The organism is Chryseobacterium sp. WX, from assembly GCF_029542485.1.
Taxonomy (GTDB): Bacteria; Bacteroidota; Bacteroidia; order Flavobacteriales; family Weeksellaceae; genus Chryseobacterium; species Chryseobacterium cucumeris.
The window spans coordinates 2,982,031-3,006,257 of record NZ_CP120710.1 but is presented as its reverse complement, the minus strand read 5'-3'; the positions used below and the strand labels follow the sequence as shown (position 1 = coordinate 3,006,257).

General features: G+C 35.5%; 25 protein-coding genes and 1 riboswitch. Of the genes, 18 read left to right on the top strand and 7 right to left on the bottom strand.

Annotated elements, in window-relative coordinates; genetic code table 11:
• Window positions 1–131 precede the first annotated feature (131 nt).
• The 9 genes from PZ898_RS13505 to PZ898_RS13465 all read left to right on the top strand — a co-directional run bounded on the left by PZ898_RS13505 (window position 132) and on the right by PZ898_RS13465 (window position 9,989).
• Window positions 132–902, top strand: coding sequence for a WG repeat-containing protein (locus PZ898_RS13505; RefSeq protein WP_062676122.1), 771 nt, complete (start codon window positions 132–134; stop codon window positions 900–902).
• Between the two features lie 167 nt (window positions 903–1,069).
• A riboswitch (TPP riboswitch) is annotated at window positions 1,070–1,159 on the top strand.
• A 102-nt stretch (window positions 1,160–1,261) separates the two neighbouring features.
• The gene (locus tag PZ898_RS13500; RefSeq protein ID WP_277693547.1) at window positions 1,262–3,379 is read left to right on the top strand and encodes an outer membrane beta-barrel protein; all 2,118 of its coding nucleotides are present in this window, start codon (window positions 1,262–1,264) and stop codon (window positions 3,377–3,379) included.
• A gap of 177 nt (window positions 3,380–3,556) precedes the next feature.
• Entirely contained in the window at window positions 3,557–4,309 is a 753-nt protein-coding gene (locus PZ898_RS13495) for a hypothetical protein (RefSeq protein ID WP_277693546.1), read from the top strand.
• Complete coding sequence (locus tag PZ898_RS13490; protein WP_062675990.1) at window positions 4,297–4,839, top strand: acyl-CoA thioesterase; 543 nt, start codon at window positions 4,297–4,299, stop codon at window positions 4,837–4,839. Before PZ898_RS13495 ends, PZ898_RS13490 begins: the two co-directional genes overlap by 13 nt.
• A gap of 77 nt (window positions 4,840–4,916) precedes the next feature.
• Window positions 4,917–5,303, top strand: a complete 387-nt coding sequence (locus PZ898_RS13485; protein ID WP_120233327.1) for a GxxExxY protein — start codon at window positions 4,917–4,919, stop codon at window positions 5,301–5,303.
• Window positions 5,304–5,348: 45 nt separating this feature from the next.
• Window positions 5,349–6,278, top strand: coding sequence for a 2-hydroxyacid dehydrogenase (locus tag PZ898_RS13480; protein WP_277693545.1), 930 nt, complete (start codon window positions 5,349–5,351; stop codon window positions 6,276–6,278).
• 181 nt (window positions 6,279–6,459) lie between these two features.
• Window positions 6,460–7,722 carry a serine hydrolase domain-containing protein gene (locus PZ898_RS13475; RefSeq protein WP_123277655.1) on the top strand — a complete coding sequence of 421 codons (1,263 nt, stop codon included), beginning with the start codon at window positions 6,460–6,462 and terminating at the stop codon, window positions 7,720–7,722.
• 25 nt (window positions 7,723–7,747) lie between these two features.
• Entirely contained in the window at window positions 7,748–9,526 is a 1,779-nt protein-coding gene (locus PZ898_RS13470; protein ID WP_062675987.1) for an Ig-like domain-containing protein, read from the top strand.
• Window positions 9,527–9,530: 4 nt separating this feature from the next.
• Window positions 9,531–9,989, top strand: a complete 459-nt coding sequence (locus PZ898_RS13465; RefSeq protein ID WP_123277657.1) for a heme-binding domain-containing protein — start codon at window positions 9,531–9,533, stop codon at window positions 9,987–9,989.
• Between the two features lie 103 nt (window positions 9,990–10,092).
• Here the strand turns inward: PZ898_RS13465 and PZ898_RS13460 are convergent, their stop codons facing one another.
• From PZ898_RS13460 to PZ898_RS13440, 5 genes are all read right to left on the bottom strand, one after another.
• A complete protein-coding gene (locus PZ898_RS13460) occupies window positions 10,093–10,605 on the bottom strand; it encodes an NUDIX domain-containing protein (protein WP_277693544.1) in 513 nt (170 codons plus the stop codon).
• The gene (gene xerD, locus PZ898_RS13455; protein ID WP_034692523.1) at window positions 10,602–11,516 is read right to left on the bottom strand and encodes a site-specific tyrosine recombinase XerD; all 915 of its coding nucleotides are present in this window, start codon (window positions 11,514–11,516) and stop codon (window positions 10,602–10,604) included. The genes PZ898_RS13460 and xerD overlap by 4 nt, the downstream gene beginning before the upstream one ends.
• Window positions 11,517–11,522: 6 nt before the next feature.
• Window positions 11,523–11,945 carry a dCMP deaminase family protein gene (locus PZ898_RS13450; protein WP_007844123.1) on the bottom strand — a complete coding sequence of 141 codons (423 nt, stop codon included), beginning with the start codon at window positions 11,943–11,945 and terminating at the stop codon, window positions 11,523–11,525.
• 54 nt (window positions 11,946–11,999) lie between these two features.
• The gene (locus PZ898_RS13445) at window positions 12,000–12,767 is read right to left on the bottom strand and encodes an enoyl-CoA hydratase-related protein (RefSeq protein ID WP_062675984.1); all 768 of its coding nucleotides are present in this window, start codon (window positions 12,765–12,767) and stop codon (window positions 12,000–12,002) included.
• A gap of 105 nt (window positions 12,768–12,872) precedes the next feature.
• Window positions 12,873–14,360 carry a catalase gene (locus tag PZ898_RS13440; RefSeq protein WP_277693543.1) on the bottom strand — a complete coding sequence of 496 codons (1,488 nt, stop codon included), beginning with the start codon at window positions 14,358–14,360 and terminating at the stop codon, window positions 12,873–12,875.
• A 131-nt stretch (window positions 14,361–14,491) separates the two neighbouring features.
• On the opposite strand from PZ898_RS13440, the gene PZ898_RS13435 reads away from it, so the two are divergent.
• The 9 genes from PZ898_RS13435 to PZ898_RS13395 all read left to right on the top strand — a co-directional run bounded on the left by PZ898_RS13435 (window position 14,492) and on the right by PZ898_RS13395 (window position 22,288).
• The gene (locus tag PZ898_RS13435; protein ID WP_034692517.1) at window positions 14,492–15,442 is read left to right on the top strand and encodes a LysR substrate-binding domain-containing protein; all 951 of its coding nucleotides are present in this window, start codon (window positions 14,492–14,494) and stop codon (window positions 15,440–15,442) included.
• 236 nt (window positions 15,443–15,678) lie between these two features.
• Window positions 15,679–16,959 (top strand): methionine adenosyltransferase, encoded by a 1,281-nt coding sequence (gene metK, locus PZ898_RS13430; protein ID WP_062675982.1) that lies wholly within the window; start codon window positions 15,679–15,681, stop codon window positions 16,957–16,959.
• 85 nt (window positions 16,960–17,044) lie between these two features.
• A complete protein-coding gene (locus PZ898_RS13425) occupies window positions 17,045–17,536 on the top strand; it encodes a hypothetical protein (RefSeq protein ID WP_062675981.1) in 492 nt (163 codons plus the stop codon).
• A 195-nt stretch (window positions 17,537–17,731) separates the two neighbouring features.
• Window positions 17,732–18,322, top strand: coding sequence for a sigma-70 family RNA polymerase sigma factor (locus tag PZ898_RS13420; protein ID WP_062675980.1), 591 nt, complete (start codon window positions 17,732–17,734; stop codon window positions 18,320–18,322).
• Window positions 18,323–18,525: 203 nt separating this feature from the next.
• Window positions 18,526–19,221: a YjjG family noncanonical pyrimidine nucleotidase gene (locus tag PZ898_RS13415; protein WP_062675979.1), complete on the top strand. Its 696-nt coding sequence runs from the start codon at window positions 18,526–18,528 to the stop codon at window positions 19,219–19,221.
• Between the two features lie 212 nt (window positions 19,222–19,433).
• Window positions 19,434–19,883 carry a PepSY-like domain-containing protein gene (locus tag PZ898_RS13410; protein ID WP_120233226.1) on the top strand — a complete coding sequence of 150 codons (450 nt, stop codon included), beginning with the start codon at window positions 19,434–19,436 and terminating at the stop codon, window positions 19,881–19,883.
• Between the two features lie 35 nt (window positions 19,884–19,918).
• The gene (locus tag PZ898_RS13405) at window positions 19,919–20,125 is read left to right on the top strand and encodes a PepSY-like domain-containing protein (protein ID WP_117753124.1); all 207 of its coding nucleotides are present in this window, start codon (window positions 19,919–19,921) and stop codon (window positions 20,123–20,125) included.
• A 205-nt stretch (window positions 20,126–20,330) separates the two neighbouring features.
• On the top strand, window positions 20,331–21,002 hold the full coding sequence (locus tag PZ898_RS13400) for a response regulator transcription factor (RefSeq protein ID WP_062675977.1): 672 nt from the start codon (window positions 20,331–20,333) through the stop codon (window positions 21,000–21,002).
• Window positions 21,002–22,288 carry a HAMP domain-containing sensor histidine kinase gene (locus PZ898_RS13395; protein ID WP_277693542.1) on the top strand — a complete coding sequence of 429 codons (1,287 nt, stop codon included), beginning with the start codon at window positions 21,002–21,004 and terminating at the stop codon, window positions 22,286–22,288. The genes PZ898_RS13400 and PZ898_RS13395 overlap by 1 nt, the downstream gene beginning before the upstream one ends.
• A 65-nt stretch (window positions 22,289–22,353) precedes the next feature.
• On the opposite strand, the gene trpS is transcribed toward PZ898_RS13395, so the two are convergent.
• Window positions 22,354–23,322 carry a tryptophan--tRNA ligase gene (gene trpS, locus PZ898_RS13390; protein ID WP_062675975.1) on the bottom strand — a complete coding sequence of 323 codons (969 nt, stop codon included), beginning with the start codon at window positions 23,320–23,322 and terminating at the stop codon, window positions 22,354–22,356.
• 259 nt (window positions 23,323–23,581) lie between these two features.
• Window positions 23,582–24,226: an ElyC/SanA/YdcF family protein gene (locus PZ898_RS13385; protein WP_120233222.1), complete on the bottom strand. Its 645-nt coding sequence runs from the start codon at window positions 24,224–24,226 to the stop codon at window positions 23,582–23,584.
• Window position 24,227 lies beyond the last annotated feature (1 nt).

Genomic DNA, 24,227 nt, shown 5'->3' with positions numbered 1-24,227 from the left:
CAAACATTTCAAAATGTTTCCAAAATTACGAAATTTTACAATTTTATAAGAATGAAATTATTTAGATTCTTTATAAATATGAATTTTATAATATCTATTTTTGGTCGTATTTTTGTAATCAAATGGAGAATATGAAAAATATCCTGAATGTTTTATGTGTTTTTATTTCGATTTTCGTTTTCTCACAGACCCGATCTGTGAAGAAAATCCCTGCGAAGAAAGGACCGAAAACCACGGCTAAAAAAGCAGCTTCAGCCAGCAAACCTAATGCTGATCTGGTGGTGATCAACAAAGATCTTCCTGTTTTGATTCCTAAGAAAAAAGGAGATCAGTTCGGGTATGTCAATCAGAACGGGAAATTTATTATCCAGCCGGAATATCATATTGCCGTATTTTTTTATGAAGACTGCAACCTTCTGAATTCTCCTAATGAAAAAGTGAGAAAATTTGGAACAAAAGACTATGCTACGGTAGAGAAAAATATGATTTCTTACCGTATAGATAAGTCTGGGAAGCGAGTCTATCAGTTTAAAGATACCGATTTTGGAAAATGTAAATTTGAAGAATATAAACAACAGTTATTCCAGGCTTATATCCTGAATGGTTTTTACGGAATCATTGAAAAATCAAAATTTGTAAATGCCGCAGATTACAGACAATATCAGATTTATCCTCAATATCAGTATCTGTTCATTCTTGAAGGGGATGATGTAGCTAATCCAATGATTGTTGCTTCCAATAATGATAAATTTGGAATCATTGATGTTAACAATAAAGTTATTATTCCGTTTGAATATTCCAATATTAAAAGAAATTTCAGCTGGAAACTCGGTAAGATGTTTGAAGTGACAAAAGATGGTTCCAATTACTATTACATAGACGCCAACAACAAAACTTACTAAATAATTATAAATGATGAATGATGAATGATGAATGATTCATTTTATAACTCCTATTTTTCATAGTGTTTTTTCCATTCTGTAACTATTTATTTACCACGTAATCTGATATTCAAAAGCCCGCATCTCGTAACCCGATCGCAGTTCATATATTTTTTGTAATTTTGCGGTTGAAATAAAGGGGTGCTTTAACAGGCTGAGATTATACCCAATGAACCTGGAACAGGTAATGCTGTTTAGGGAATTGAAAATGTACCAATGAAACAGTATAACAATATACCAATTGCTAGACTGTTAAATTAATAAAATTGTTACATTATTGCTCAACCCCTTTTATTCATTAAATGTTAAAGATTTATAGAATGAAAGGATTATTTTTTTTAGGGCTTAGTGTAGGCTCAGTAGCTTTTATACAGGCTCAGAATAAAGATTCCCTAAAGGTGAGGGAAATTGAAGCAGTCAACTTTACCAAAAGGCTTCCGGTAGCAAAGGAAATCATCAATGTACAGAAAGATCTGGACAGTAAGAATCTGGGACAGGATCTTCCTATTCTTTTGAAAAATCAAACTTCCATTATTTCGACGTCAGATGCCGGAAACGGGGTAGGATATACAGGTTTCCGAATTCGTGGTGTTTCGGGAAGTGCCATCAATGTCATGATGAACGGTGTTCCATACAACGACTCTGAAAGTCAGGGAACCTTTTTTGTCAACGTTCCGGATTTGACAAGTTCTGCCTCACAGATTGTCATTCAGAGAGGAGTAGGAACTTCCAATAACGGGGTTTCTGCCTTCGGAGCAAGTATTAACGTACTTTCTAAGGATCCTGAAGAGAAATTTTATTTTAAAACGGATGACAGCTACGGATCATTTAATACTTATAAATATTCAGCAGAAATTGGCTCAGGGAAATTCTGGAAAAACCGACTTTCTGTGATGGGAAGATATACTCATATTCATTCTGACGGATACATCGACAGAGCTTCATCCAACTTACATTCTTATAATTTCACTGCCTTATTTGAAGAAGGAAACACGAAATTACGTTTAATGGCTTTTGGTGGAAAAGAGAAAACATATCAGGCATGGAACGGGATTGATCGTAAAACCTGGGAGACTGATCCTAAATTCAATATTTCAGGAGCCATTTATGATGCCAACTGGGAGAATATTGTAAGTTTCTATGATAATGAAACGGATAACTACAGACAGAACCATTATCAGTTGCTTTGGGAACAGAAATTCAACGACCGCTGGAATCTGGAAACCACGTTCCACTATACAAAAGGAAAGGGATATTATGAAAACTACAAGCAGGGAGATCCTTTTTCAAGATATAACCTTCCCAATATAACAGAAGGAGGAGAAACGATAAAAGCTTCAGACTTTATCAGAAAAAAATGGCTGAATAACGATTTCTACGGAATGGTTTCTACATTGTACGGAAAGTTTGAAAATTTAGATTTGAACTTTGGTGCTGTGGTCAATCAGTATTACGGAAGACACTATGGAAATGTAACAGGAGTATTTTTTCCTCAGATTGATGAAAGCGAATATTACAGAAATCGCTCTGTAAAGAATGAGGTGTCTGGTTTTGCAAAAGCTTTATTAAGATTGAATAATTTTGAATTCTTTGGTGATTTGCAGCTCAGAAAAATAAATTACAACACAAAGATTCTGACGGCTGGTGATGGTGAAGGAGCAGATTTAAGTAAAAACTGGCTGTTTTTTAATCCAAAAGCCGGAGTAAATTACAGAATTGACGGAGGTAAAATATTCCTTTCTTACGCCCACGCCCATCGTGAACCCAACAGAGACGATCTGATGGCTAATAATGATGTAAAAGCAGAAAAGCTTCACGATATTGAAGCCGGTTTTGAAAAACAGTTCGGAATCGTTTCTTTTACTGCGAATGTGTATTATATGTATTATGTGAACCAATTGGTTCTGAACGGAGAACTGAATAACGTAGGGGCATTTATCAGAACAAATTCAGGGAAGAGCTACAGAAGAGGTATTGAGGTTGGTGCTTTGGCAAAACTATCCAAACAATGGGAGGTTTCCGGTAACGTAACATTAAGCCAGAACAGAAATCAGGATTTTAATATTCAGAATGGTGATGTTCCTAAAAGCCTTGGAAATACTCAGATTTCATTTTCTCCAAATGTTATAGCCAATTTAGGCTTGAAATTCAATCCTACAAAAAATTTCCAGTTTGCTTTAATGAATCAGTATGTAGGAAAACAATATCTGGATAATACCGAAGATGCCAATCTGCAGCTTAAAGATTATTTCCTTACAGATTTCAATGCTCAGTACCAGTTTAAAATTGCCAATAATGAAATTGCATTGAAGTTATTGGTGAATAACCTGTTCAATAAGAAATATGTGAATAACGGATCTGTTTATGATGGGCAGCCTTATTATTTTTCTCAGGCAGGAACGAATTTTATGTTTGGAGTGAGCTGGAAAATTCAGTAATTGACAAATCGGCCTTTTTGCTTTTTAACAGTTTTGACCTTTTAAGCTTAAAAAAAGCAGTTTGAATAACAGTATATCTGTTTTACTACAGAATAAGTAAAAGACTGTTTCGGCAGTCTTTTTTATATCCATTAAATATTACAAAAAGTCACGAAAAAGTTATAAATTTGCTGCCAAATGAATATTTCAGCATATATTTTAGAATACTTAAAACAATTTGGAACTGCCACAGTTCCAGGCTTTGGGGTGTTTTCACTGAAAAATTCTAAGGCAATTATTAATTCTGAAAACGGAAGCATTCTGCCTCCGGCCAGTCAGATTGAGTTTACAATAGATTACGAAGTACAGACTGAAGATCTTGCTGCTTTTATTGCAGAACAAAAACAAATGTCTCTGGAAGCTTCAAAAAGTGATCTTAAAATTCAGACTGATTTTTGGAAGAAAAAACTTCAGGCCGAACAGGTTCTTGAAATTCAAAACCTTGGAACAGTCTTCATTGAAGAAGGACACACTCATTTCAAGGGAAAAAGAATAGAATCCGGACGTCCAGACTTTTACGGATTGGAAGAAATCAGATTCTCAGATATCAATAACGGGGAAAAAGTGAATACCACAGTGAATCGCGAAAAGGATTTTAAATTCAAAAAAACAATTCTTTGGATTTTCCTTCTGGTTATTCCGGTTCTTGGGATTTTATACCTGGCGTTTAGCCAACAGGAACTTCTTTTTGGAAAAAAATCTTTCAATAATGTTTCTGTACAGACTTCCACCCATAGAATTGTAAAAGATACGGTGAAAGTAATGGTACATACCCCGGAAACATCCGTTTCAGATTCTTTGAAAAAAGATTCATTAGTAAAACCCGCCGGAAAAGTAAAACAATCTGCCCCGGCTGTCCCAAACAACACTAAGACTAGATGGCAAAAATAAAAAAAGCGTCAGAATCTCTGACTATTATGACCAATATCGTTCTTCCGAACGAAACCAATTCTCTAAGAAACCTTTTCGGTGGTGAACTTTTAGCAAAAATGGACCGTTGTGCGTCTATTTCTGCAGCAAGACACTGCGAAAGAAGAGTAGTTACAGCTTCTGTAAACCACGTATCTTTCAACCATCCGATTCCGGAAGGAGGAGTTGTGGTGCTTGAATCTAAAGTTTCCAGAGCATTTTCCACTTCCATGGAAGTGTATGTAGATGTATGGTTGGATGATCCTATCAATCAGAAAAAAGTTCATACGAATGCCGGGATTTATACTTTCGTTGCAGTAGATGAATTCAACCGTCCAATTCCTATTCCGGAAATGATTCCTGAAACAGAGGAAGAAAAAGAAAGATTTGCCGCAGCATTCCGTAGAAAAGAACTTTCATTGATCCTTTCCGGAAGAATGAAACCTTTGGAGTCTGTAGAACTTAAAAAACTATTCCAGGAACCGCAGGAGTCTAAGAAAGACAAAAAATAAAACACAAAAAAACACAAATGACTGGCACAAATTTTCACAAATGGTTTGTGCTCAGTAAGATGAAAAAAATAAGCAAAATGGATATTTCAGAAAATGATATATCAAAAATAGTCTACGAAGCAGGGTATACAGTTCATAAGTCTTTAGGACCTGGACTTTTGGAAAGTGCTTATGAAGAATGCCTGTTTTATGAATTAAGTAAACATGATATTCTTGTAGAAAGACAAAAACCGATGCCATTAATTTATGATGAAGTTAAAATGGATGTTGGTTATAGACTTGACTTTTTGATTGAGGAAAAATTTGTGCTGGAAATAAAATCTATAGAATCATTACAGGATATTCATTTAGCGCAAATACTTACCTACCTTCGCCTAAGTAATTGTAAACTTGGGATGTTGATCAACTTCAATACACTTCAGTTTAAAAATGGTGTTAAGAGAGTAATTAACGGTACTTTATAATTTGTGCTATTTGTGAAATAAATTAGTGTCATTTGTGTTTAAACTATGAAAATACTTCTTTTAGATAAAAACCATCCTCTCATCACTGAACAGCTTTTGGCTCAGAATTTTATTTTAGAAGAGGATTTTACATCGTCTTATGATGAGGTTTGTGATAAAATTGAGAAATATGACGGAATTATTATCAGAAGCCGTATTCCACTAGACAAAAACTTTCTGGAAAAAGGGAAGAACCTGAAGTTCATTGCCAGAGTAGGAGCCGGAATGGAAAATATTGATATACCTGTTGCTGAAAAACTGGGAATTCAATTGATCAATTCTCCTGAAGGAAACAGAGATTCTGTGGCTGAGCATGTAGTGGGAATGTTACTGGTGATCATGAACAGACTTTTTATTGCTTCTCAGGAAGTGAAAAACGGGATCTGGAAACGTGAAGAAAACAGAGGAGATGAGCTATTAGGAAAAACTGTAGGGCTTATCGGATATGGAAATATGGGAAAAGCTACTGCGAAAAGACTTTCAGGATTCGGATGTAAGGTGATTTTCCATGATATTCTTCCTGATCTTTCTGATGAATATGCAGTACAGGTTTCATTGGATGAATTGAAGCAGTCTGCAGAGATTGTGAGTTTACACATTCCTTTAACTGCGGAAACCCATTATCTTATAGATGAAACATTCATTGCAGAAATGAAAAAGCAATTTTATTTTGTGAATACTGCAAGAGGAAAGAATGTTGAAACTAAAAGTTTAGTACAAGCATTGAAATCAGGAAAAGTGAAAGGTGCTTGTCTGGATGTTTTGGAATATGAAAAGTCTTCTTTTGAGAACATTGAATCAGAAAATGAAGATCTGAAATATCTTCTTGAATCAGAGAAAGCTATTGTCACACCCCATATTGCCGGATGGACCCATCAAAGTAAAGAAAAACTGGCTCAGTTTATTGTAGATAAAATTGTGGCTTCACATTGTTAAGATATTTAAAAAAATAAAATATAAAAGGCGGATATACAAAAAGTAAATCCGCCTTTTATGATGATTTTACCCTTTAACATTTTACTTTTCTATTTCACTTATGTTAAATAATTCATAATATCCACCTCATATTTATTATTTATTTTGAGTTTTATTAAATTGCCGCTCATTTTTGAATCTCATGACGACGCGTAATTTTGTACTTATTTTAACTGTTCTATTATCAATATTTTCCTGTAAAAAAAAGTCTGAAGCCAAAGAAGTTTCGGCTGAAAATACAACCAATCTGCCCAACTATGGAAATGTAGATCTGAGTGATATTTTTACAAAGGGTGACGGACAGCTTTTGAACAGACAAACTACCGTAAGTTATATAGATCAGTATTACAAAAAGATATGGGAAGGAGGAGACCTTAGCGGTGGAATTCTTGTTGCCAAAGGCGATGAAATCCTGTATGAAAATTACAGAGGTTTCGGAAGAGAAGGAAACCAAATGCCAATCGATAAAAATACACCTTTGCACGTTGCTTCAGTTTCAAAGACTTTAACGGCAATGGCCATGATGAAGCTGATAGAGGCCGGAAAAATAAAATTAACGGATCACCTTACGCAGTTTTTTCCAGGATTTCCCTATCCGAATGTTACCGTTCAGACTTTATTGGATCAAAGAAGCGGTCTTCCAAAATATGAATATTTTATTACCAAGATACAACCTGCTCCGGCAGAACTTTCCAAGCCTTTTATTACCAACGAAGATGTATTGAATATGATCATCAAATATAAACCTGATCTGGCAAGAGATACGGATACAGGATTTATGTATTGCAACACGAATTTTGCTTTATTGGCTTTATTAATTGAGAAAGTGACTAAAACTCCTTTCCCTCAGGCGATGAAAGAAATGGTTTTCACACCACTGAAAATGAATAACACGTACATCTTCCAGGAAAAAGATATTCCTACAGCTTCGCAGTCTTTCTATTATGGAGGAAATAAGTTGTATCCTTTAGACAGACTTGATCTGATTTACGGAGATAAAAATGTGTACACTACACCAAGAGATTTATACAACTTCTCAAAAGCAATGTTTTCGAAAAATTTCCTGAAACCGGAACTGATGCAGATGGTATTTACTCCTTACAGCAATGAGAAAGCAGGAATGAATAATTATGGGTTAGGATTCAGAATGAAAATATTCGATAATGGCGAGAAGCTGACCTATCACAACGGATGGTGGCATGGCACCAACTCGGTATTTGCCCATCTTTTAAAATCTAAGGTTACCATTGTAGCTATTGGAAATAAATATTCAAACAAAGTATATACAGCTCTTGCATTATCAGGATTATTTGAAGATTTCCCTTTACAGAAAGAGAAACTTCATACGGTGATGCACGACAATAAAGATACTTTAAATTCCGGACAGGAAGTTTTTGGAGAATAATGTTTACTTTTGCCTAAACATTTTCATGAAAAGGTTTCTTTTATTATTCGTTATCTGTTTTCTTGTACATTCATGTGCAAGAGTAGGATCTCCTGTTGGAGGACCTAAAGATACTCTGGCACCGAAATTTTTAAGTTCAAACATTGATACAACAAGAATTAATGTCAAAAGAGATATTCACCAGCTCCGTCTGGATTTTGATGAATATGTGACGTTGAAGGATATCAATAAAAACCTGATTATTTCACCTCCCATTAAAGGGATAACGAGGATTCTTCCGTCCAATATTGCCAACAAATTTGTTCTGATTCAATGGTCAGATACCCTTCAGGCTAATACAACGTATAATTTCAATTTTGGAAACTCAATTGTTGATAATAACGAATCCAATATACTAAGGTATTTCAATTTTGCTTTTTCTACAGGAGATAAATTGGACGATCTTTATATCAGCGGTGAAGTGAAGGATGCTCTCAATACTAAAAAGAAAGAAGGAACTACAGCAGAAAATAAACTTGTGGTAGGATTGTATCAGCTAAAAGATACAATGGATTACAAGAAAAAACCTTACTATATCACAAAGGTAGATGAAGACGGATATTACGAATTAAACTATCTGACTCCTGGGAAATATAAAATTATTGCTTTTGAAGACGAGAATGGAAATTCTATGTATGATCCGGGTAAAGAAAAAGTAGGTTTCCAGAAAGATCCCATCAATTTTGAGAAATCTATTTCAGGGTTAAACTTAAAAGTATATCCTTCCAAAAAGGCTGTAAAGTATGTTGAAATGAAAGAAATCTCAGGAGGTGTTCTGATGACTTTTGAAGGAAATCCTGACGAAGTAAAAGTTCAGTCGCTGAATGAGAAACTGAAAGATGTAAAAATAACCCATACTCCGAAATCAGACTCTGTAAGAATCTGGTTTGATGCGGTAAAAGATAATGTAGGGCAGGACGCTAATGAAAAACTGATATTCACCCATAATAAAGGTCCGAAAAAAGACAGTGCCTACAGCGTGTCTTTATTTTACAGATACAATAAAAAGAATGTCATGGATCTCAACAGTGATAATGGAGGTGAATCATTAGCTCCAAAGTCAGATTTTAGGATATCTTCCAATTATATCGTTGATAAAATCGATCCTTCAAAATGGACACTTAAGATGAAAGGAGACAGTTTAACAACATTACCGTTTACTGCGAAAATTTCAGAAACAAATCCTTATCAGATTCAGGTTCAGTCAGATTTTGTGATGGGGAAAAGTTATGAGCTTACCGTACCTAAAGAAACCGTATCCTCTTTCTATGCAAAAAATACTCAGTCTAAGCGTTTCGATTTTGATGTTGACAAGATAGACCAGTTTGGAAGTGTTGAATTCTCCATTTCTAATGCACCTACGACAAATTATTGGATTCAGCTGCTGGATTCTTCAGATAAAATTGCCTATCAGAGATATATAAAAGGAGACAAAGTAAAATTTGATATCCTGAAACCTGGAGAATATATTGTGAGAATTCTGGTAGATAATAACGGGAATAAATATTGGGATGAAGCAGATTTTGCAAATGATGTTTTTGCTGAAGATGCCTATATTTTCTATAAAAAAGTGATCATTAGAGGTCTATGGGAAACAAGAGAAGAGTGGGATCTGAAGGATACCAGAACACTTGATAATCCCAAAGGAGCTACGCCCGCTGTAGCAACTCCTGTAGTGGAAACACCACCAGCTGCGACTGAAGTGAAACAGGAAGCTAAAAAAGAATTAAAATCTCAAAATGCTGTTTTAACGCCAGTAAAGTAAGTTGATGAAGACCGCTAAGAAAATAATATTCTGGACATTGGTGGCGTTTGCCCTGATTCAGTTCTTTCCTATCGATAGAACCAATCAGCCTGTGGATACGAAGGTAAACTTTGTTGATGCAAGGAAATCACCGGAAAAGATCAGAACGCTGCTTAAAAATGCATGCTATGACTGTCATTCCAATGAAACGGTTTATCCGAAATATGCTTTTATTGCTCCCGTTTCATGGTCTGTGAAGAGTCACGTGAATGAAGGTCGCGAACATCTTAATTTTTCTGTCTGGGGAACATATAATAAGGATCTGAAGGAAAATATGCTGACTAAATCCGTTCAGACCATTCAGAACAAAACAATGCCGATGCCGGGTTATATTGTTTATCATAAAGAAGCCAATCTTTCAGAAGCGGAAAGAGCATTGCTGATTCAGTATTTTGAAGAAATGCTGAAGACTAAAACCTACTAGTTTCTATAATACAAAACTCCCGCAGATTTTACAAACTGAGCAGATTGTTTAAAACAAATATCTGTCCGGTCTGTAAAATCTGCGGGAGAATATTTTACAAAAATTATTTCTTTACATAGCTCTCGAAAAATCTCTTCTGAGAATCAAAAGCAAGATTTTCAAGATCCAGATCCTGTAAAGGAATCCAGGCTGCTTCCGAAATCTCAGAGAGCTCAAGATTTACCTCAAATTTTTCCGGAACATTGTATTCATAAAAGAGATCGATCGTATTATAATCAATTTCCTTGTATTGATAGATGTTAGGAAGGCTGGTAAGGTATTTCAGGTTCGAAATATTGATGTCAAGCTGAAGTTCTTCAAAAAGTTCTCTTTTACAGGTTTCCTCTGCACTTTCTTTAGGGTCGACAAATCCTCCTGCAAGATCGAGCTTCCCTTTTTTAGGATCTCTGTTTCTTCTGGTAAGATAAATTTCGTCTCCACATCTGATGACAACTGCTACCGCACCTGCCACATTATTATACAAAGTAAAACCACATTCCGGACAGCTCCATTTCTTTTCACCATCCCAGTGTAAGGACTCCTTGCCACAGCTTGGGCAATATTTCAATATTTTCATTGAGCAATATTAATATTTCTCGGGTGATAACTCAAAATAACATCCCTTAATTCTTCCGTTTTCAGATGCGTATAGATCTCCGTTGTCGTAATACTTGAGTGTCCCAGCATTTCCTGGATATAACGTAAATCTGCCCCATTCTGTAACAAATGGGTTGCAAATGAATGTCTGAATGTGTGTGGCGATATTTTTTTGTTAACCCCTGCTTTATCTGTAAGTTCTTTGATAATAAGAAATACGATTACTCTGGACATAGAAGTCCCACGGCTGTTTAAGAACAGAGTATCTTCATATTTCTTATTGACTTTTCCTTTAGAACGCACCTCTTTGATATAACTTTCAAGCAAATCAGCCGTATAATCAGCTAAAGGAACAAAGCGGGTTTTATTTCCTTTTCCGTGTACCTTGATATATTGCTCTTTGAAATTGATATTGGAGATCTTCAGATCGATCAGTTCAGAAACACGAAGTCCGCATCCATAGAGTACCTCTATGATGCAGTGGTTTCTTTTTCCAAGATCTGTATTGACCTCAATAGCAGCAATAATTTTGTTGATATCAGGCAGGCTTAAAGTATCAGGTAGATATAGTCCAAGTTTAGGGCCTTCAAGTAACGCCGCAGGATTGTCTTCACGATATTCATCCTCCAGCAGAAATTTGAAGAAAGCTTTGATGGAAGATATCCATCTTGCCTGTGATCTCTCACTGAATTTCTGTTTGGAAAGATTGAAAATGTATTCCTGCAGGTTTTCGTAACCGATGGAGTCTGGACCGACGTTTTCCAGATCCTCTTCTGCGTAATCTTTTAATTTCTTAATGTCCCGAACGTAAGCGTCGAGCGTGTTTTCTGAAAAATTTCTTTCGAAACGAAGAAATATTTCAAAATCTTTGATCTTTTCATCCCAAGTCATTTGTGCTTATTTTTTTAGTTCACAGTCCGATATTTGTTCTATTTCAATATTATGGTTCCTCAGGAACGATATTCCATCGTCATCCGAATACTCATTAATGTACACCAGTCTCGTAATCCCTGCCTGCAGAATCAGCTTGCTGCATTCTTTACAGGGAGACAGCGTTAAATATAACGTTGCTCCTTTTGCAGATTGGGTAGAGGCAGCCAGCTTTAATATAGCATTGGCTTCCGCATGCAATACGTACCAGTGTGTTTTTCCATCTTCATCTTCACAGCAGTTTTCGAATCCCGAAGGAGTCCCGTTGTAACCATCTGAAATAATCATCCTATCTTTTACGATAAGAGCTCCCACCTGTTTTCTCTTACAGTAGGAGAGTTTTGCCCATTCCTGAGCCATTTTTAGATAAGCTTTATCAAACTTATTCATACCGCAGCATTGTTTTTTTTCGAAATAATTTGGATTAAAATCTTTTAGAAAGATTTAGAAGTTAGGCTTTCTCTTCTCTAGAAACGCAGTAACTCCTTCTTTCTTATCTTCCATTTCAAAAAGTTCTCCGAAATATTTGATTTCAGTTTCAAAACCTTTCTCCGTATCCGATAAATTCACGGCATTGATAGCCTTCGATATTGCCATTGGTGAATTGTAGGCAATCGTGTTTGCTAATTCTTTCGTTTTGGTTAATAATTCTTCAATAGGGTATACTTCATTCACCAGTCCGATCTCTTTTGCTTTTTGAGCAGGGATCATTTTGGCAGAGAAGATCATTTCATTGGCAATACCTTTTCCTACAAGCTTTGGAAGCCTCTGAGTTCCTCCGTATCCCGGAATTAATCCAAGAGTTACTTCAGGAAGTCCTAATCTGGCGTTTTCCGATGCATATCTGATGTGGCATGCCATGGCAAGCTCCAAACCTCCTCCTAATGCAAAACCGTTTACGGCTGCAATGACAGGTTTAGACATATTTTCAATCTTGTTGAACAATGTATTTTGTCCGTTTCTTGCAAGTTCTTCAGCTTTTTCCTGTCCGAATTCACTGAATTCCTTGATATCAGCTCCTGCTACAAAAGATTTTTCTCCACTTCCGGTAAGGATAATGACTCTACATGAAGTGTCAGCGTTAAGCTCATCCAGTGCGGTACTGATTTCCTGAATTGTTTTGGCATTTAAAGCATTTAAACTCTCAGGTCTGTTTATGGTAATAATAGATAATTTATCTTCTTTTTTTAATAATATGTTCTCGTAACTCATTTTTCCACTTTAAAATATCATCCTTTGCAAATTATGAATTTTTTACAAAAAAAAGGAAAAAATATTATTTTTTTTTCCTTTTTTTTAATTTATCATTCAATATGATTATTTGGAATGATTCATCATATTTGCATCAATATTGACGTTTAGTTGAGAAGCCACTTTCATGCCAAGCTCAATGTTAGCACGGAAAAAGTGACATAACTGTCGGTTGATAATCTCATCTCTTTTTGGCCCGGTGATACCACTCATGCTGCCTACAATATTTTTGATCAGATGATCTCTGTCCTCAGCATTCATTGCTTTTGAATACAAAAGCCCCGGTTGGGTATAGTGATCACTGTCATTGTCATTTCTGTTGTAGCTGGCAACATGAGCACTGTCTAACTCATATTCATAGTTTTTATAAGATGAATCTGCTTTAATATCATCAAAACTGTTCGGATGATAATTAGGTTTGTCCTTGTACTGGCTTGAATCTGCCATATAACCATCTCTTTGGTAGTTGTTGACTTCAAATGGACATCTGTTCACTTCCAGCTGATGAGCATTGACACCTACTCTGTAACGATGAGCATCAGGATATGAAAATAATCTTCCCTGAAGCATTTTGTCCGGTGAGAAACTGATTCCGTTAATTAAGTTACTTGGTGAAAAAGTAGACTGTTCCACATGGGCAAAATAATTAACAGGTATTTCGTTAAGCTCCATTTCGCCTACTTCAATCAGAGGGAAATCATCGTGGAACCATACTTTGGTTACATCAAAAGGATTCCATCTGAAATCTTTTGCCTGCTCCTCAGTCATTACCTGTATAAATAAAGTCCATTTTGGGAAGTCTCCATTTTCAATAGCGTTGCAAAGGTCTTCCTGTGCAAAGTCCGGGTTTTCTCCGGCCATTTTTACGGCTTCTTCCTCCGTAAGGTTTTTTACACCTTGTTTTGTTTTAAAATGGAATTTCACCCATACTCTTTCATTTTTATCGTTGATCATGGAGAAAGTATGAGATCCGAAACCGTGCATATGTCTGTAGCCGTGAGGTGTTCCTCTGTCTGACATTAGTATAAGAACCTGATGAAGTGATTCCGGGTTTAAGCTCCAGAAATCCCACATCATAGTGGCGCTTTTTAAGTTTGTTTTCGGCACTCTTTTCTGAGTGTGAATAAAATCCGGGAATTTTTTTGCATCCTTAATAAAGAATACGGGAGTATTGTTTCCTACAAGATCCCAGTTTCCGTCTTCGGTATAAAATTTTAAGGCAAAACCTCTCGGGTCCCTTGCCGTATCTGCGCTGCCTTTTTCGCCTCCCACAGTGGAAAATCTTGCGAACATTCTGCATGAGTTTCCTACTTTTGAAAACAGCTTTGCTTTTGTGTACTGGCTGATGTCGTGTGTTACAGTGAACGTTCCGTAAGCTCCGCTTCCTTTGGCATGCACAATCCTTTCAGGAATTCTTTCCCTAACGAAATGTGCAAGATTCTCCTGAAGAATAAAGTCCTGCAGCAATACCGGGCCTCTTGGTCCTACCGTCTGTGAATCCTGATGTTCAAAATAAGGTGCGCCGTTACTTAACGTTAATTTTTTAGAATCCATATAATTGATGATTTGAATAATTGTTTCTTTTTCCTAAATCCAGTGTAAAGGTAATGAATATCAAATTTACTTGAATTTTTAATTGCTAATAGCAAAAACGTTATATCTTTGTAATAGATAATATTAATCAAATGAACATTCAGCAACTGGAGTATCTTATCGCCGTTGATAAGTATAAACATTTTGGTAAGGCCGCTCAGGCGTGTTTTATTACCCAACCTACGTTAAGTGCCATGATACAGAAATTTGAGGATGAACTGGATGTAAAGGTTTTCGACAGAACTACTCACCCGATTCGTACCACGGATGTAGGTCTTCAGATTATTGATCAGGCAAAGGTAATTATCGAGTCTGTCAATGAGCTGAAAAACAAAGCCAACCTTTTGAATAATATTCTAGGAGGAACTATCAATCTGGGAATCATTCCTACGGTGTCTTCTTTCATTCTGCCAACAGAGATTTTCAAATTCCTGGAGGAAAATCCGAAGATTCAGATGAATGTAAAAGAAATGACAACTGATAATATTATTAAAGCGCTGAAAGCAGGAGAGTTAGATGCTGGAATTATTTCCACTCCTTACGATACCGCTGACGAGTTTTATCAGGATTTTCTGTTCAATGAGGAGTTGATGATTTACAGTTCCAATACAGAAGCTAACAAAAAGAATTCTTATATCATTCCGGAAGATCTGAATGTAGAGAAAGTATGGCTTCTTGAAGAAGGGAACTGTCTGAGAAATCAGTTTGAAAATATTTGTCACCTTAAAGAAAATACCCTGAAACCTAAAAATTTAGATTTCTTAGCTTCCAATATCCAGACTCTGGTACACATGGTAGATAAAGTAGGAGGAATCAGTATTCTGCCGGAACTGGCACTGAGCCAGCTTTCAGAAGAGCAGAAGAAAAATGTTTTCAGATTTAAAAAACCTTTCCCGTATCGGGAAATCAGTATTATTTACTATAAACCGACTTTTAAGCAAAAAATTATTGATGAATTATCACATTCTATCAAAACTTCTTTAGAACTTAAGTTGAATTACCACGAAAGTCCGAAAGAATTTGTAAGCATTAAGCCTCAGTAATGGAAATGCTTTAAAGTGATAGAAATCATCAATTTAAATAAAAGTATAATTAATAAACAAAATTTTTGAGTATTACGAAAATAGTACTTAAATTTGCTGACGTTTATTACGAGGAAAAATTTGACCTGATTGCAACCTCTATAAAAAAATGCTAAAACAGTATTCTTTTTTCTGGGCAATTTCATTCATATTTTTCGCAATACAATTTTTTAAATCTTTAAAAACAAAAGAATTATATGTCTTATTTATTTACATCTGAATCAGTTTCAGAAGGACATCCGGATAAAATTGCCGATCAGATTTCCGATGCATTAATCGACCATTTCTTAGCCTATGATAAAGATTCAAAAGTAGCATGTGAAACTCTTGTAACTACCGGACAGGTAGTATTGGCAGGAGAAGTAAAATCAGATGCTTACCTTGATGTACAGACCATTGCCAGAGAAGTAATCAACGGAATCGGGTATACGAAAGGAGAATATATGTTCAACGGAGATTCTTGCGGAGTTATTTCTGCTATCCATGAGCAGTCACCTGATATCAACCAAGGAGTTGACAGAGCTGTAAATGATGAGTCTTTCGAAGCTAAAGCAAATGCACAGGGAGCAGGAGATCAGGGTATGATGTTCGGGTATGCTACCAATGAAACGGCAAACTATATGCCTCTTGCATTGGATCTTGCCCATACGATCCTGAAAGAACTTTCTGCTATCAGAAGAGAAAATAAGGAAATCACTTATCTTCGTCCGGATGCAAAAAGCCAGGTAACCATTGAGTATTCTGACGATCATAAACCAATCAGAATAGATTCTATCGTAGTTTCTACCCAACATGATGACTTTGGAAGTGAAGAAGAAATGCTGAACAAAATCCGTGAGGATATCAAAAATATTCTGGTTCCAAGAGTTGTTGCACAGCAAACTGAAGAAATCAAGGCTTTATTCAACGATCAGATCAAATATCACATCAATCCTACTGGGAAATTCGTAATCGGAGGACCTCACGGAGATACAGGTCTTACAGGTAGAAAAATCATCGTTGATACCTACGGAGGTAAAGGAGCTCATGGTGGTGGTGCTTTCTCTGGAAAAGATCCTTCTAAAGTAGACAGAAGTGCGGCTTACGCAACAAGACATATTGCTAAGAACTTAGTGGCTGCCGGAGTAGCGGATGAAGTTTTGGTACAGGTTTCTTACGCCATTGGAGTAGCTGAACCTTGTGGTTTATACATCAACACTTATGGAACTGCGAAAGTAGATCTTCATGACGGAGATATCGCTAAAAAAGTTTCTGCTATTTTTGATTTAAGGCCTTATGCTATTGAGCAGAACTTGAAATTAAGAAATCCTATTTATCAGGAAACAGCGTCTTACGGGCATATGGGTAAAGAGCACTATATAGCTGATAAAACTTTCAATAAAGGACATAAAAATGAGCTTACATTAGAAGGGCTTGAGTTCTTTACATGGGAAAAACTAGACAAAGTAGAGGAAATTAAAGCTGCTTTTGGAATTTAATTTCTCTTTAAAGAATAATAAATGAACTGCTTTATCTTTGGATAAGGCAGTTTTTTTTAATTTTACACCTTAATAATATAGAAAGATGATGAATTTTCGAACTGTAGTTGCTGCCATGTCTCTGTTTTTGCTAAGTACATTAGTAAAAGCTCAATATACCATGCATAAAATGATCAGTGTAGGGTATACTTACCAAAATCAAAGTTTTGGTGAAATAGGAGGTAAATTACTTTTCCTTAAAAATGATGATGTGATTTACAGAGTAGGAGGATCTGCAATGATGGGATCTGTGGATTCTAAATTTGCTATTATGCCCAAACTACAGGCTGATGTCCTTCTTAATTTTGAAAAGAATGTAGACTTCTATCATTCATATTACTTTTTAGCAGGTGTGGAAGGAACCAATAAATACATTGCCCCTAAGATAGGAGTTACCTTATTTGGGATGCTTGATCTTACAGGAGGTTATGCTTTTCCTATCGGAGATACCCGACTGAACGGCAAAGAGATGAAAGGACTGAATATTAATTTTACATTAAATGTTCCTACAGTCTTTATTCATGACATGTTTAAATGATTTTTTTTAGATTTTTCTCTATAAAATTTAATAATAGGTTAACAGTTATTAAAAAATTATTATATTTACATCATAATAATTGTACTACTGCCTATAGAAGAGACTCTACTCTAGAACTGTTTTGTTTATACAGCAAAGGCCAGAAGAAATATCTGGTAGAATGCCTGTCTGCAAATATTTATATTGAGAAGAGTTATGAAATCAAAATCGGATAGTTTACTAATTTCCCTTTACCAGAAAGGTGATGAGAATGCATTATCAACCCTCATTCACCGTCATCAGAGAGAACTTTTTACATTCATTTTTTACAAAATTAATGATGAAGATTTAGCTAACGATATCTTCCAGGATACATTCATGAAGATTATTGTCATGCTGAAAGAAGGACGCTATAACGAAGAAGGCAAATTTATTCTTTGGGCGAAAAGAATTTCCCACAATTTAATCATTGATCATTTCAGATCAAAATCCAAGAATATCAAAGTTTCAGAAACTACTTTTGAAACAGATGAATATTCTATCTTTGATTTGATCAGAGAACCTTCAGAAAATATTGAGGACCAGCTTGTGACCAACCAGATTCAGGAGGATCTTATGAGGATGTTACTGTTTTTGCCACAAAACCAGCAGGAGGTAATCAAACTGAGGTTTTTTGATGGTCTGAGTTTCAAAGAAATTGCAGACCATACAGAGATGAGCATTAATACTACGCTAGGAAGAGTAAGGTATGCACTGATAAACCTGAGAAAAATCATGGACGAAAACAATATAATATTAACCAGATAAATAATATTTTGTAAAATTTCACGTTTTTAAGGAAAACATACTTCGCTTATGAAAAAAAATGACTCCTTAAAAGTGAAAACTTTGAAACCTAAGAAACAAACAATTGATTTTTTGCTGAATTTTTCCAAAAGCCTTGAGATTGTGAAAAGCAAGAGCAAAAATTATCCTATTACAAAAAATTAAAATTATTAACTTTGTGCTGTATGAAAATGCAGCACGTTTTTTTTGACCTGGATAATACACTCTGGGATCACCGCAGAAATGCCTATCTTACCATCAAAGATCTTTTTGAAAAACAGGAAATTACTTCAAAATATCATATTGATTTTGAAGAGTTTCATTCTGTCTATCACAATATTAACGAAGAGTTGTGGGAAAAGATCAGAGACGGAATTATTGGCAAAGAGTACTTGAGAGAACACCGTTTTTATGATTCATTCAAACATTTTGGAGTAGATAATAAAGAGCTTGCCCTTTATTTTGAAGAAAACTTCCTTGATAATATTGTGAGTCATAACGAATTGGTAGAAGGTGCAGAAGATGTTTTGGAATATCTGAAAGCTAAAAATTATACACTGCACATTATTTCCAATGGTTTTCAGGAAGTAACGGAAAGGAAATGTACCCTGTCCGGAATTGCACCTTATTTTAAGACTATTACCAGTGCAGATGCAGTAGGGGTAAGAAAACCCAATCCAAGGATTTTTGAATATTCATTAGGCCTTTCTGAAGCCAGCAAAGAAGAAAGTATCCTGATTGGGGATGATTGGATTGCAGATGCCATGGGAGCTACAGATTTCGGAATGGATGCGATCTTCTTCGATGTTTATAAAGAAGATAAGCAGAAAGAAGGTTTAAAAGCCATTACCCATCTTCAGCAGATCAAAGAATATTTATAGAAATATATAAGATCATAAGATTTGATAAAAAGCCACTAAGACCGCCTTAGTGGCTTTTCTGTTTTCAATTTTCATAAATCAATACAAACATTGGTGATCATCTGTTTCAATGTGTGGTTAACTTAAATTTCTCCACCAAAATCATTTTTCCCAATTCTTTCCCAAATTGATTAGCAACTTTGCTTCATAATAATAACAGAAAATGTAATAGTATGAAAAATGTAAAGAAAATCACAGGAGTATTAATGATTATTTTTTTATTAGTGGGAGGCTTAGTAGCCGCACAGGACAGAGCAATCAATGCGAATCAGTTACCGAAAACAGCTAAAAACTTTCTTGCTGCTCATTTTAAAGGAATACCTGTGACCTCGGCAATAGAAGACAGAGAAATCTATGGAGTAGATGAGTACAAAGTATATCTGACGAACGGAATGAAAATGGAGTTTGACAGCAATGGAAACTGGAAAGAAGTGGATGGAAAACACCAAAAAATTCCATATGGTTTCATTCCTGTTTCAATCAGAAATTACATCACGAAAAACTTTCCTAACACTTACATTATTAAGATTGAAAAGAAAAGATGGTCTTATAAAGCAGAACTTTCCAATGGATTGGAGCTTGAATTCGATAGAAACGGGAATTTTAAAAAAATCGATGATTAACACTTAACCGAATACAAACACTAAATAGTAATACTATGGTCAATTGGAATGTAATAAAGAGTAACGGAAGAAAGATGTCTTCTGCTCAGATTAGAAAGAATATGGTATCATTTATGACAAGAAATCATCCTTGCAGCATCATTGATTCTATTGAAAAAGAATACAGTGCTTACAAAATTCATTTGATGAATGGTCTGTGTCTTGTTTTTGATGCAGATGGCCTGAATGTGAAATCAAATTAGATTCTTTATGAAAAAGAACCTGAGGGAATCCGGCAGAGAGCATTTCCATTTTGTAGATTTATTATCAGTAATTTATCATATAACCCTTATACTGATGATATTATCGTAGACTTTCGGATGTATATTCCTTTCTCCAGCTTCCCTCCTTATAATTTCCTATATTTGACATAAGTTAATCGTGCACCAGAGCATATAGATCCGGAATATGAAGATTTTAATAGTAGAAGATGAACCCGAACTGAAAGATACCGTACAGAAATTTCTGGAGGCAGAACACTTCATTGTAGAGTATGCAGAAAATTACAGTGGCGGACTGGAAAAAATTATTTCTTACGAATACGACTGTATTTTGCTGGATATCATGCTGCCTGACGGAAACGGAATCGATCTGCTGAAAGAGATCAAAAAAATGCACAAGAAAGACCCTGTGATCATCCTTTCTGCCAAAGACTCAGTAGATGATAAGGTGGCCGGACTGGAAATAGGAGCAGATGATTATCTTGCTAAACCTTTCCATCTTGCAGAACTGATGGCGAGAATCAAATCTGTGATCAGAAGAAAAAATCAGGATGGCGAAAATATCATCCGCTACAAAAATATCAGCATTGACCCGGAGAACAGAACGGTGAAAGTAGGTGATGAAGAGCTTGTTCTTAACCGTAAAGAATATGACCTTCTCTATTATTTTGTGATTCATCCGGAAAAGACCTTACAAAAAACAACACTGGCAGAAGCCATCTGGGGAGATTATATAGATCAGGCGGACAGCCTGGATTTTATATATTCCCAGATTAAAAATCTTCGTAAAAAACTGAAAACCCTCAATGCAGAAGCTGATTTCCAGGCTGTATACGGAATAGGATATAAATTCATCTAATGAAGACTTCATTAAAATATTACACGATAAAATACCTGATCATGATCCTGCTGCTGATTATAGCAGTATGGGCAGGTCTTTTTTATGCCTACATTCTGGATGAAGTACACGATAATGTAGATGATGGTTTAAGAGATAGAAAAATACAGATTATTAAAGCTGTTTATCTTAATCCTCAGCTTTTGAAGAATAATGAATTTGGATTCAATGAATTTAAAATCAATCCGATCAAAGCCGCAGATTATCAGAATAAAAGCAGGCTGTACAATAAGATGTATTATATGGAATATGATGATAAAGACCAGCCTTACAGGGTTTTGGAAGCCGACTTTATTGATCAGTTCAAAGGGCATCAGCGGCTTGTCATCAGAACATCTACGGTAGAAGAAGACGAATTGATATATGATCTTACAACAGCCTTAATTGTGCTTTATATCCTTTTGGTGATAAGTATCGTAGCAGTTAACGGATATCTCCTTAATAAAGCTATGAGACCATTCTATCAGATATTGGATAAACTTAAAAAATATCAGTTTGGAATTCCTTTTTCTCAGGAAAAGCAGAACTATAAGATCACCGAATTTGAAGAATTAAATGTGGAAATCAATGAAATGATTGAACGTAATGAATTGGTTTTCTATCAGCAGAAACAGTTTATTGAAAACGCTTCCCATGAGCTTCAGACTCCTTTGGCTATCGTGATCAATAAAATTGATCTGATGATCCAGAATGATGATCTTGATAAAAAGAACCTTACTTTTCTTACTGAAGTAAAGAATGATCTGAGAAGAATGGTTGGGTTAAACAAATCGTTATTAATGCTTTCTAAAATTGAAAACAGTCAGTTCAATAAAACTTCAGATGTTGATTTTAATGTGATGATCGCTCAATTAGTTCAGAATTATGAAGATTTCATTGCATTCAAAAAAGTAGAGGTCAGTATTATTGAGAAAGGAAAATTTGTTGCGGATTTTAATCAGGATCTTGCAGATATTCTTTTATCCAACCTTCTTAAAAATGCAGTTAAATATAACCATCAGGAAGGGATTTTAAACATTATCGTGGAAAATAATTGGATAACATTTCAAAACAGCGGAAGTGCTGAACCTTTAGATAAATCCAGAATCTTTAACCGTTTCTATAAACGGGGATCAGATCATACTTCTACAGGATTAGGGCTGTCTATCATCAAAACCATTATCAAGCAATATCCGGGCTGGGATATTAATTACGAGTATGGAGATCAGATGCATTACTTTATTCTGACAAAGAATAATGCCCATTAATAATACTTTATATCAATAGAAAAAGCCTTTCAGACGAAAGGCTTTCTTATGTTTAAAACTCAGGATTAAAATCCTAAACTTGTTCTTACTCTTTTAAGTGTTTCCAGCGCGATAGGTCTTGTTTTTTCTGCTCCTTGCTGAAGTTTTGCTTCAAGTTCATCAAGATTATTCATGTAATAAGTGAACGTTTCTCTTTCTTTCTCAAAACGTACCAGGATAAGATCCAGCAATTCTTTCTTAGCATGTCCGTATCCGAAGTTTCCGGCAAGATATTTTGCTCTTAATGCTTCAGTCTGTTCAGGCGTAGCAATCAGCTGATAAATCTGGAATGTTTTATCCGTTTCAGGATCCTTAGGTTCCTCTAAAGACTTGGAATCTGATTCAATGCTCATCACCTGTTTCTTCAACTCCTTTTCAGGTAAGAAAATGTTGATGATATTTCCTCTTGATTTTGACATTTTCTGTCCGTCTGTCCCGGGAACATATTTAGTGTCCTCCTGAAGTTCAGATTGTGGAAGAACAAGAATTTCACCCATCTGGTTGTTGAATCTTGAAGCTACATCTCTTGCAAATTCCAGGTGCTGAAGCTGATCTTTTCCTACAGGTACAATTTCAGCATCATAAAGTAAAATATCTGCAGCCATCAGAATAGGGTAGGTAAACAGACCGGCATTTACATCCTGAAGTCTGTCAGCTTTATCCTTAAATGAATGGGCTAATGTTAATCTTTGGTATGGGAAAAAACATGATAAATGCCAAGAAAGTTCACAGGTTTCAGCGATATCACTTTGTCTGTAGAAATATGTTTTTTCAGTATCCAATCCACAAGCAAGCCAAGCCGCAGCAATCTCGTAGGTATTTTGTCTTAAAGTCTGCGCATCCTTAATCTGTGTAAGCGTATGAAGATTCGCAATAAATAAAAATGATTCATTTCCTTCCTGTTTGGATAACTCAATAGCAGGAATAATGGCCCCTAATAAATTTCCAAGATGGGGTGTTCCGGTGGCTTGAATGCCGGTAAGAATTCTTGACATTTGTTTACAATTTATATTTAAAAATTAATGAATAGCAAATTTACGAGGTTTGACGGGAATAACGAAAGATAAAAGATAAAAGATAAAAGATAAAAGATAAAAGATGTTGTTATTAAAATTCAATAGGGGTGGGCTTCAGCCCAGCCAGCTTAAAATTCAACATCTATCCATTGGCTTTAGCCAAAACGTATCAACCTTCAATAATCTATATCTCTTTACGCATCATCCGTGAAAATCTGTGCAATCCGTGGGAAAAATATTAAGGAATCACAATTTTTTCTCCTCCAAATTTCGGTTCCACACCAAAAAGAAGATCCCAATAGGCTTTAGCTTTTGCAAAATACTCTCTTAAATTGGTCTTTAAACCTGCATACTTATTCACATCCGCTGCATTGTATCCAAAGGCTTCCATACCATTTTTTCTGGCCAGGAAAACGGCCCTTTCATTGTGAAACTTCTGAGAGATAATGATCAGTTTTGTCTGGCTGAAAATATCCTTTGCTCTTACCACGGAATCCAGCGTCCTGAATCCGGCATGGTCTAAAATAATTTTATCCTGTGGAATTCCTTCCTGCATCAATGCCAGCTGCATATCTTCAGGTTCGTTATAATCCTTGGTACTGTTATCACCACTAACGATGATGTATTGTATTTTCCCGCTTTTGTATAAATCACTTGCAGCCTTAATTCTGTTATAGAAATAAGCATTTGGAGTTCCATTGCTCAGAAGTTTTCCGGTTCCCAGTAATAATGCGGTTTTTACTTGTGGTACATCAGCAGTATTGTAGGAAAGAAATGGTGCGCTGTCACTTTTGATGCTGTAATTCGCCCAGGCAATAAAAATAATTCCTGCAACGAAAAGAAGCAGGAAAAATTTAATAATATTTTTGATTATTTTTTTCATC

Bases quoted from the DNA above. Each gene is read 5' to 3' on its own strand.
- PZ898_RS13450 (WP_007844123.1), bottom strand. From the start codon at position 11,945: ATGAATAAGTTTGATAAAGCTTATCTAAAAATGGCTCAGGAATGGGCA.
- PZ898_RS13420 (WP_062675980.1), top strand. From the start codon at position 17,732: ATGAAATCAAAATCGGATAGTTTACTAATTTCCCTTTACCAGAAAGGT.
- PZ898_RS13470 (WP_062675987.1), top strand. From the start codon at position 7,748: ATGAAAAGGTTTCTTTTATTATTCGTTATCTGTTTTCTTGTACATTCA.
- PZ898_RS13490 (WP_062675990.1), top strand. From the start codon at position 4,297: ATGGCAAAAATAAAAAAAGCGTCAGAATCTCTGACTATTATGACCAAT.
- PZ898_RS13405 (WP_117753124.1), top strand. From the start codon at position 19,919: ATGGTCAATTGGAATGTAATAAAGAGTAACGGAAGAAAGATGTCTTCT.
- PZ898_RS13425 (WP_062675981.1), top strand. From the start codon at position 17,045: ATGATGAATTTTCGAACTGTAGTTGCTGCCATGTCTCTGTTTTTGCTA.
- PZ898_RS13415 (WP_062675979.1), top strand. From the start codon at position 18,526: ATGAAAATGCAGCACGTTTTTTTTGACCTGGATAATACACTCTGGGAT.
- PZ898_RS13400 (WP_062675977.1), top strand. From the start codon at position 20,331: ATGAAGATTTTAATAGTAGAAGATGAACCCGAACTGAAAGATACCGTA.
- xerD (WP_034692523.1), bottom strand. From the start codon at position 11,516: ATGACTTGGGATGAAAAGATCAAAGATTTTGAAATATTTCTTCGTTTC.
- PZ898_RS13480 (WP_277693545.1), top strand. From the start codon at position 5,349: ATGAAAATACTTCTTTTAGATAAAAACCATCCTCTCATCACTGAACAG.
- PZ898_RS13475 (WP_123277655.1), top strand. From the start codon at position 6,460: ATGACGACGCGTAATTTTGTACTTATTTTAACTGTTCTATTATCAATA.
- PZ898_RS13505 (WP_062676122.1), top strand. From the start codon at position 132: ATGAAAAATATCCTGAATGTTTTATGTGTTTTTATTTCGATTTTCGTT.
- PZ898_RS13385 (WP_120233222.1), bottom strand. From the start codon at position 24,226: ATGAAAAAAATAATCAAAAATATTATTAAATTTTTCCTGCTTCTTTTC.
- PZ898_RS13485 (WP_120233327.1), top strand. From the start codon at position 4,917: ATGGATATTTCAGAAAATGATATATCAAAAATAGTCTACGAAGCAGGG.
- PZ898_RS13465 (WP_123277657.1), top strand. From the start codon at position 9,531: ATGAAGACCGCTAAGAAAATAATATTCTGGACATTGGTGGCGTTTGCC.
- metK (WP_062675982.1), top strand. From the start codon at position 15,679: ATGTCTTATTTATTTACATCTGAATCAGTTTCAGAAGGACATCCGGAT.
- PZ898_RS13440 (WP_277693543.1), bottom strand. From the start codon at position 14,360: ATGGATTCTAAAAAATTAACGTTAAGTAACGGCGCACCTTATTTTGAA.
- PZ898_RS13445 (WP_062675984.1), bottom strand. From the start codon at position 12,767: ATGAGTTACGAGAACATATTATTAAAAAAAGAAGATAAATTATCTATT.
- trpS (WP_062675975.1), bottom strand. From the start codon at position 23,322: ATGTCAAGAATTCTTACCGGCATTCAAGCCACCGGAACACCCCATCTT.
- PZ898_RS13410 (WP_120233226.1), top strand. From the start codon at position 19,434: ATGAAAAATGTAAAGAAAATCACAGGAGTATTAATGATTATTTTTTTA.
- PZ898_RS13495 (WP_277693546.1), top strand. From the start codon at position 3,557: ATGAATATTTCAGCATATATTTTAGAATACTTAAAACAATTTGGAACT.
- PZ898_RS13460 (WP_277693544.1), bottom strand. From the start codon at position 10,605: ATGAAAATATTGAAATATTGCCCAAGCTGTGGCAAGGAGTCCTTACAC.
- PZ898_RS13435 (WP_034692517.1), top strand. From the start codon at position 14,492: ATGAACATTCAGCAACTGGAGTATCTTATCGCCGTTGATAAGTATAAA.
- PZ898_RS13395 (WP_277693542.1), top strand. From the start codon at position 21,002: ATGAAGACTTCATTAAAATATTACACGATAAAATACCTGATCATGATC.
- PZ898_RS13500 (WP_277693547.1), top strand. From the start codon at position 1,262: ATGAAAGGATTATTTTTTTTAGGGCTTAGTGTAGGCTCAGTAGCTTTT.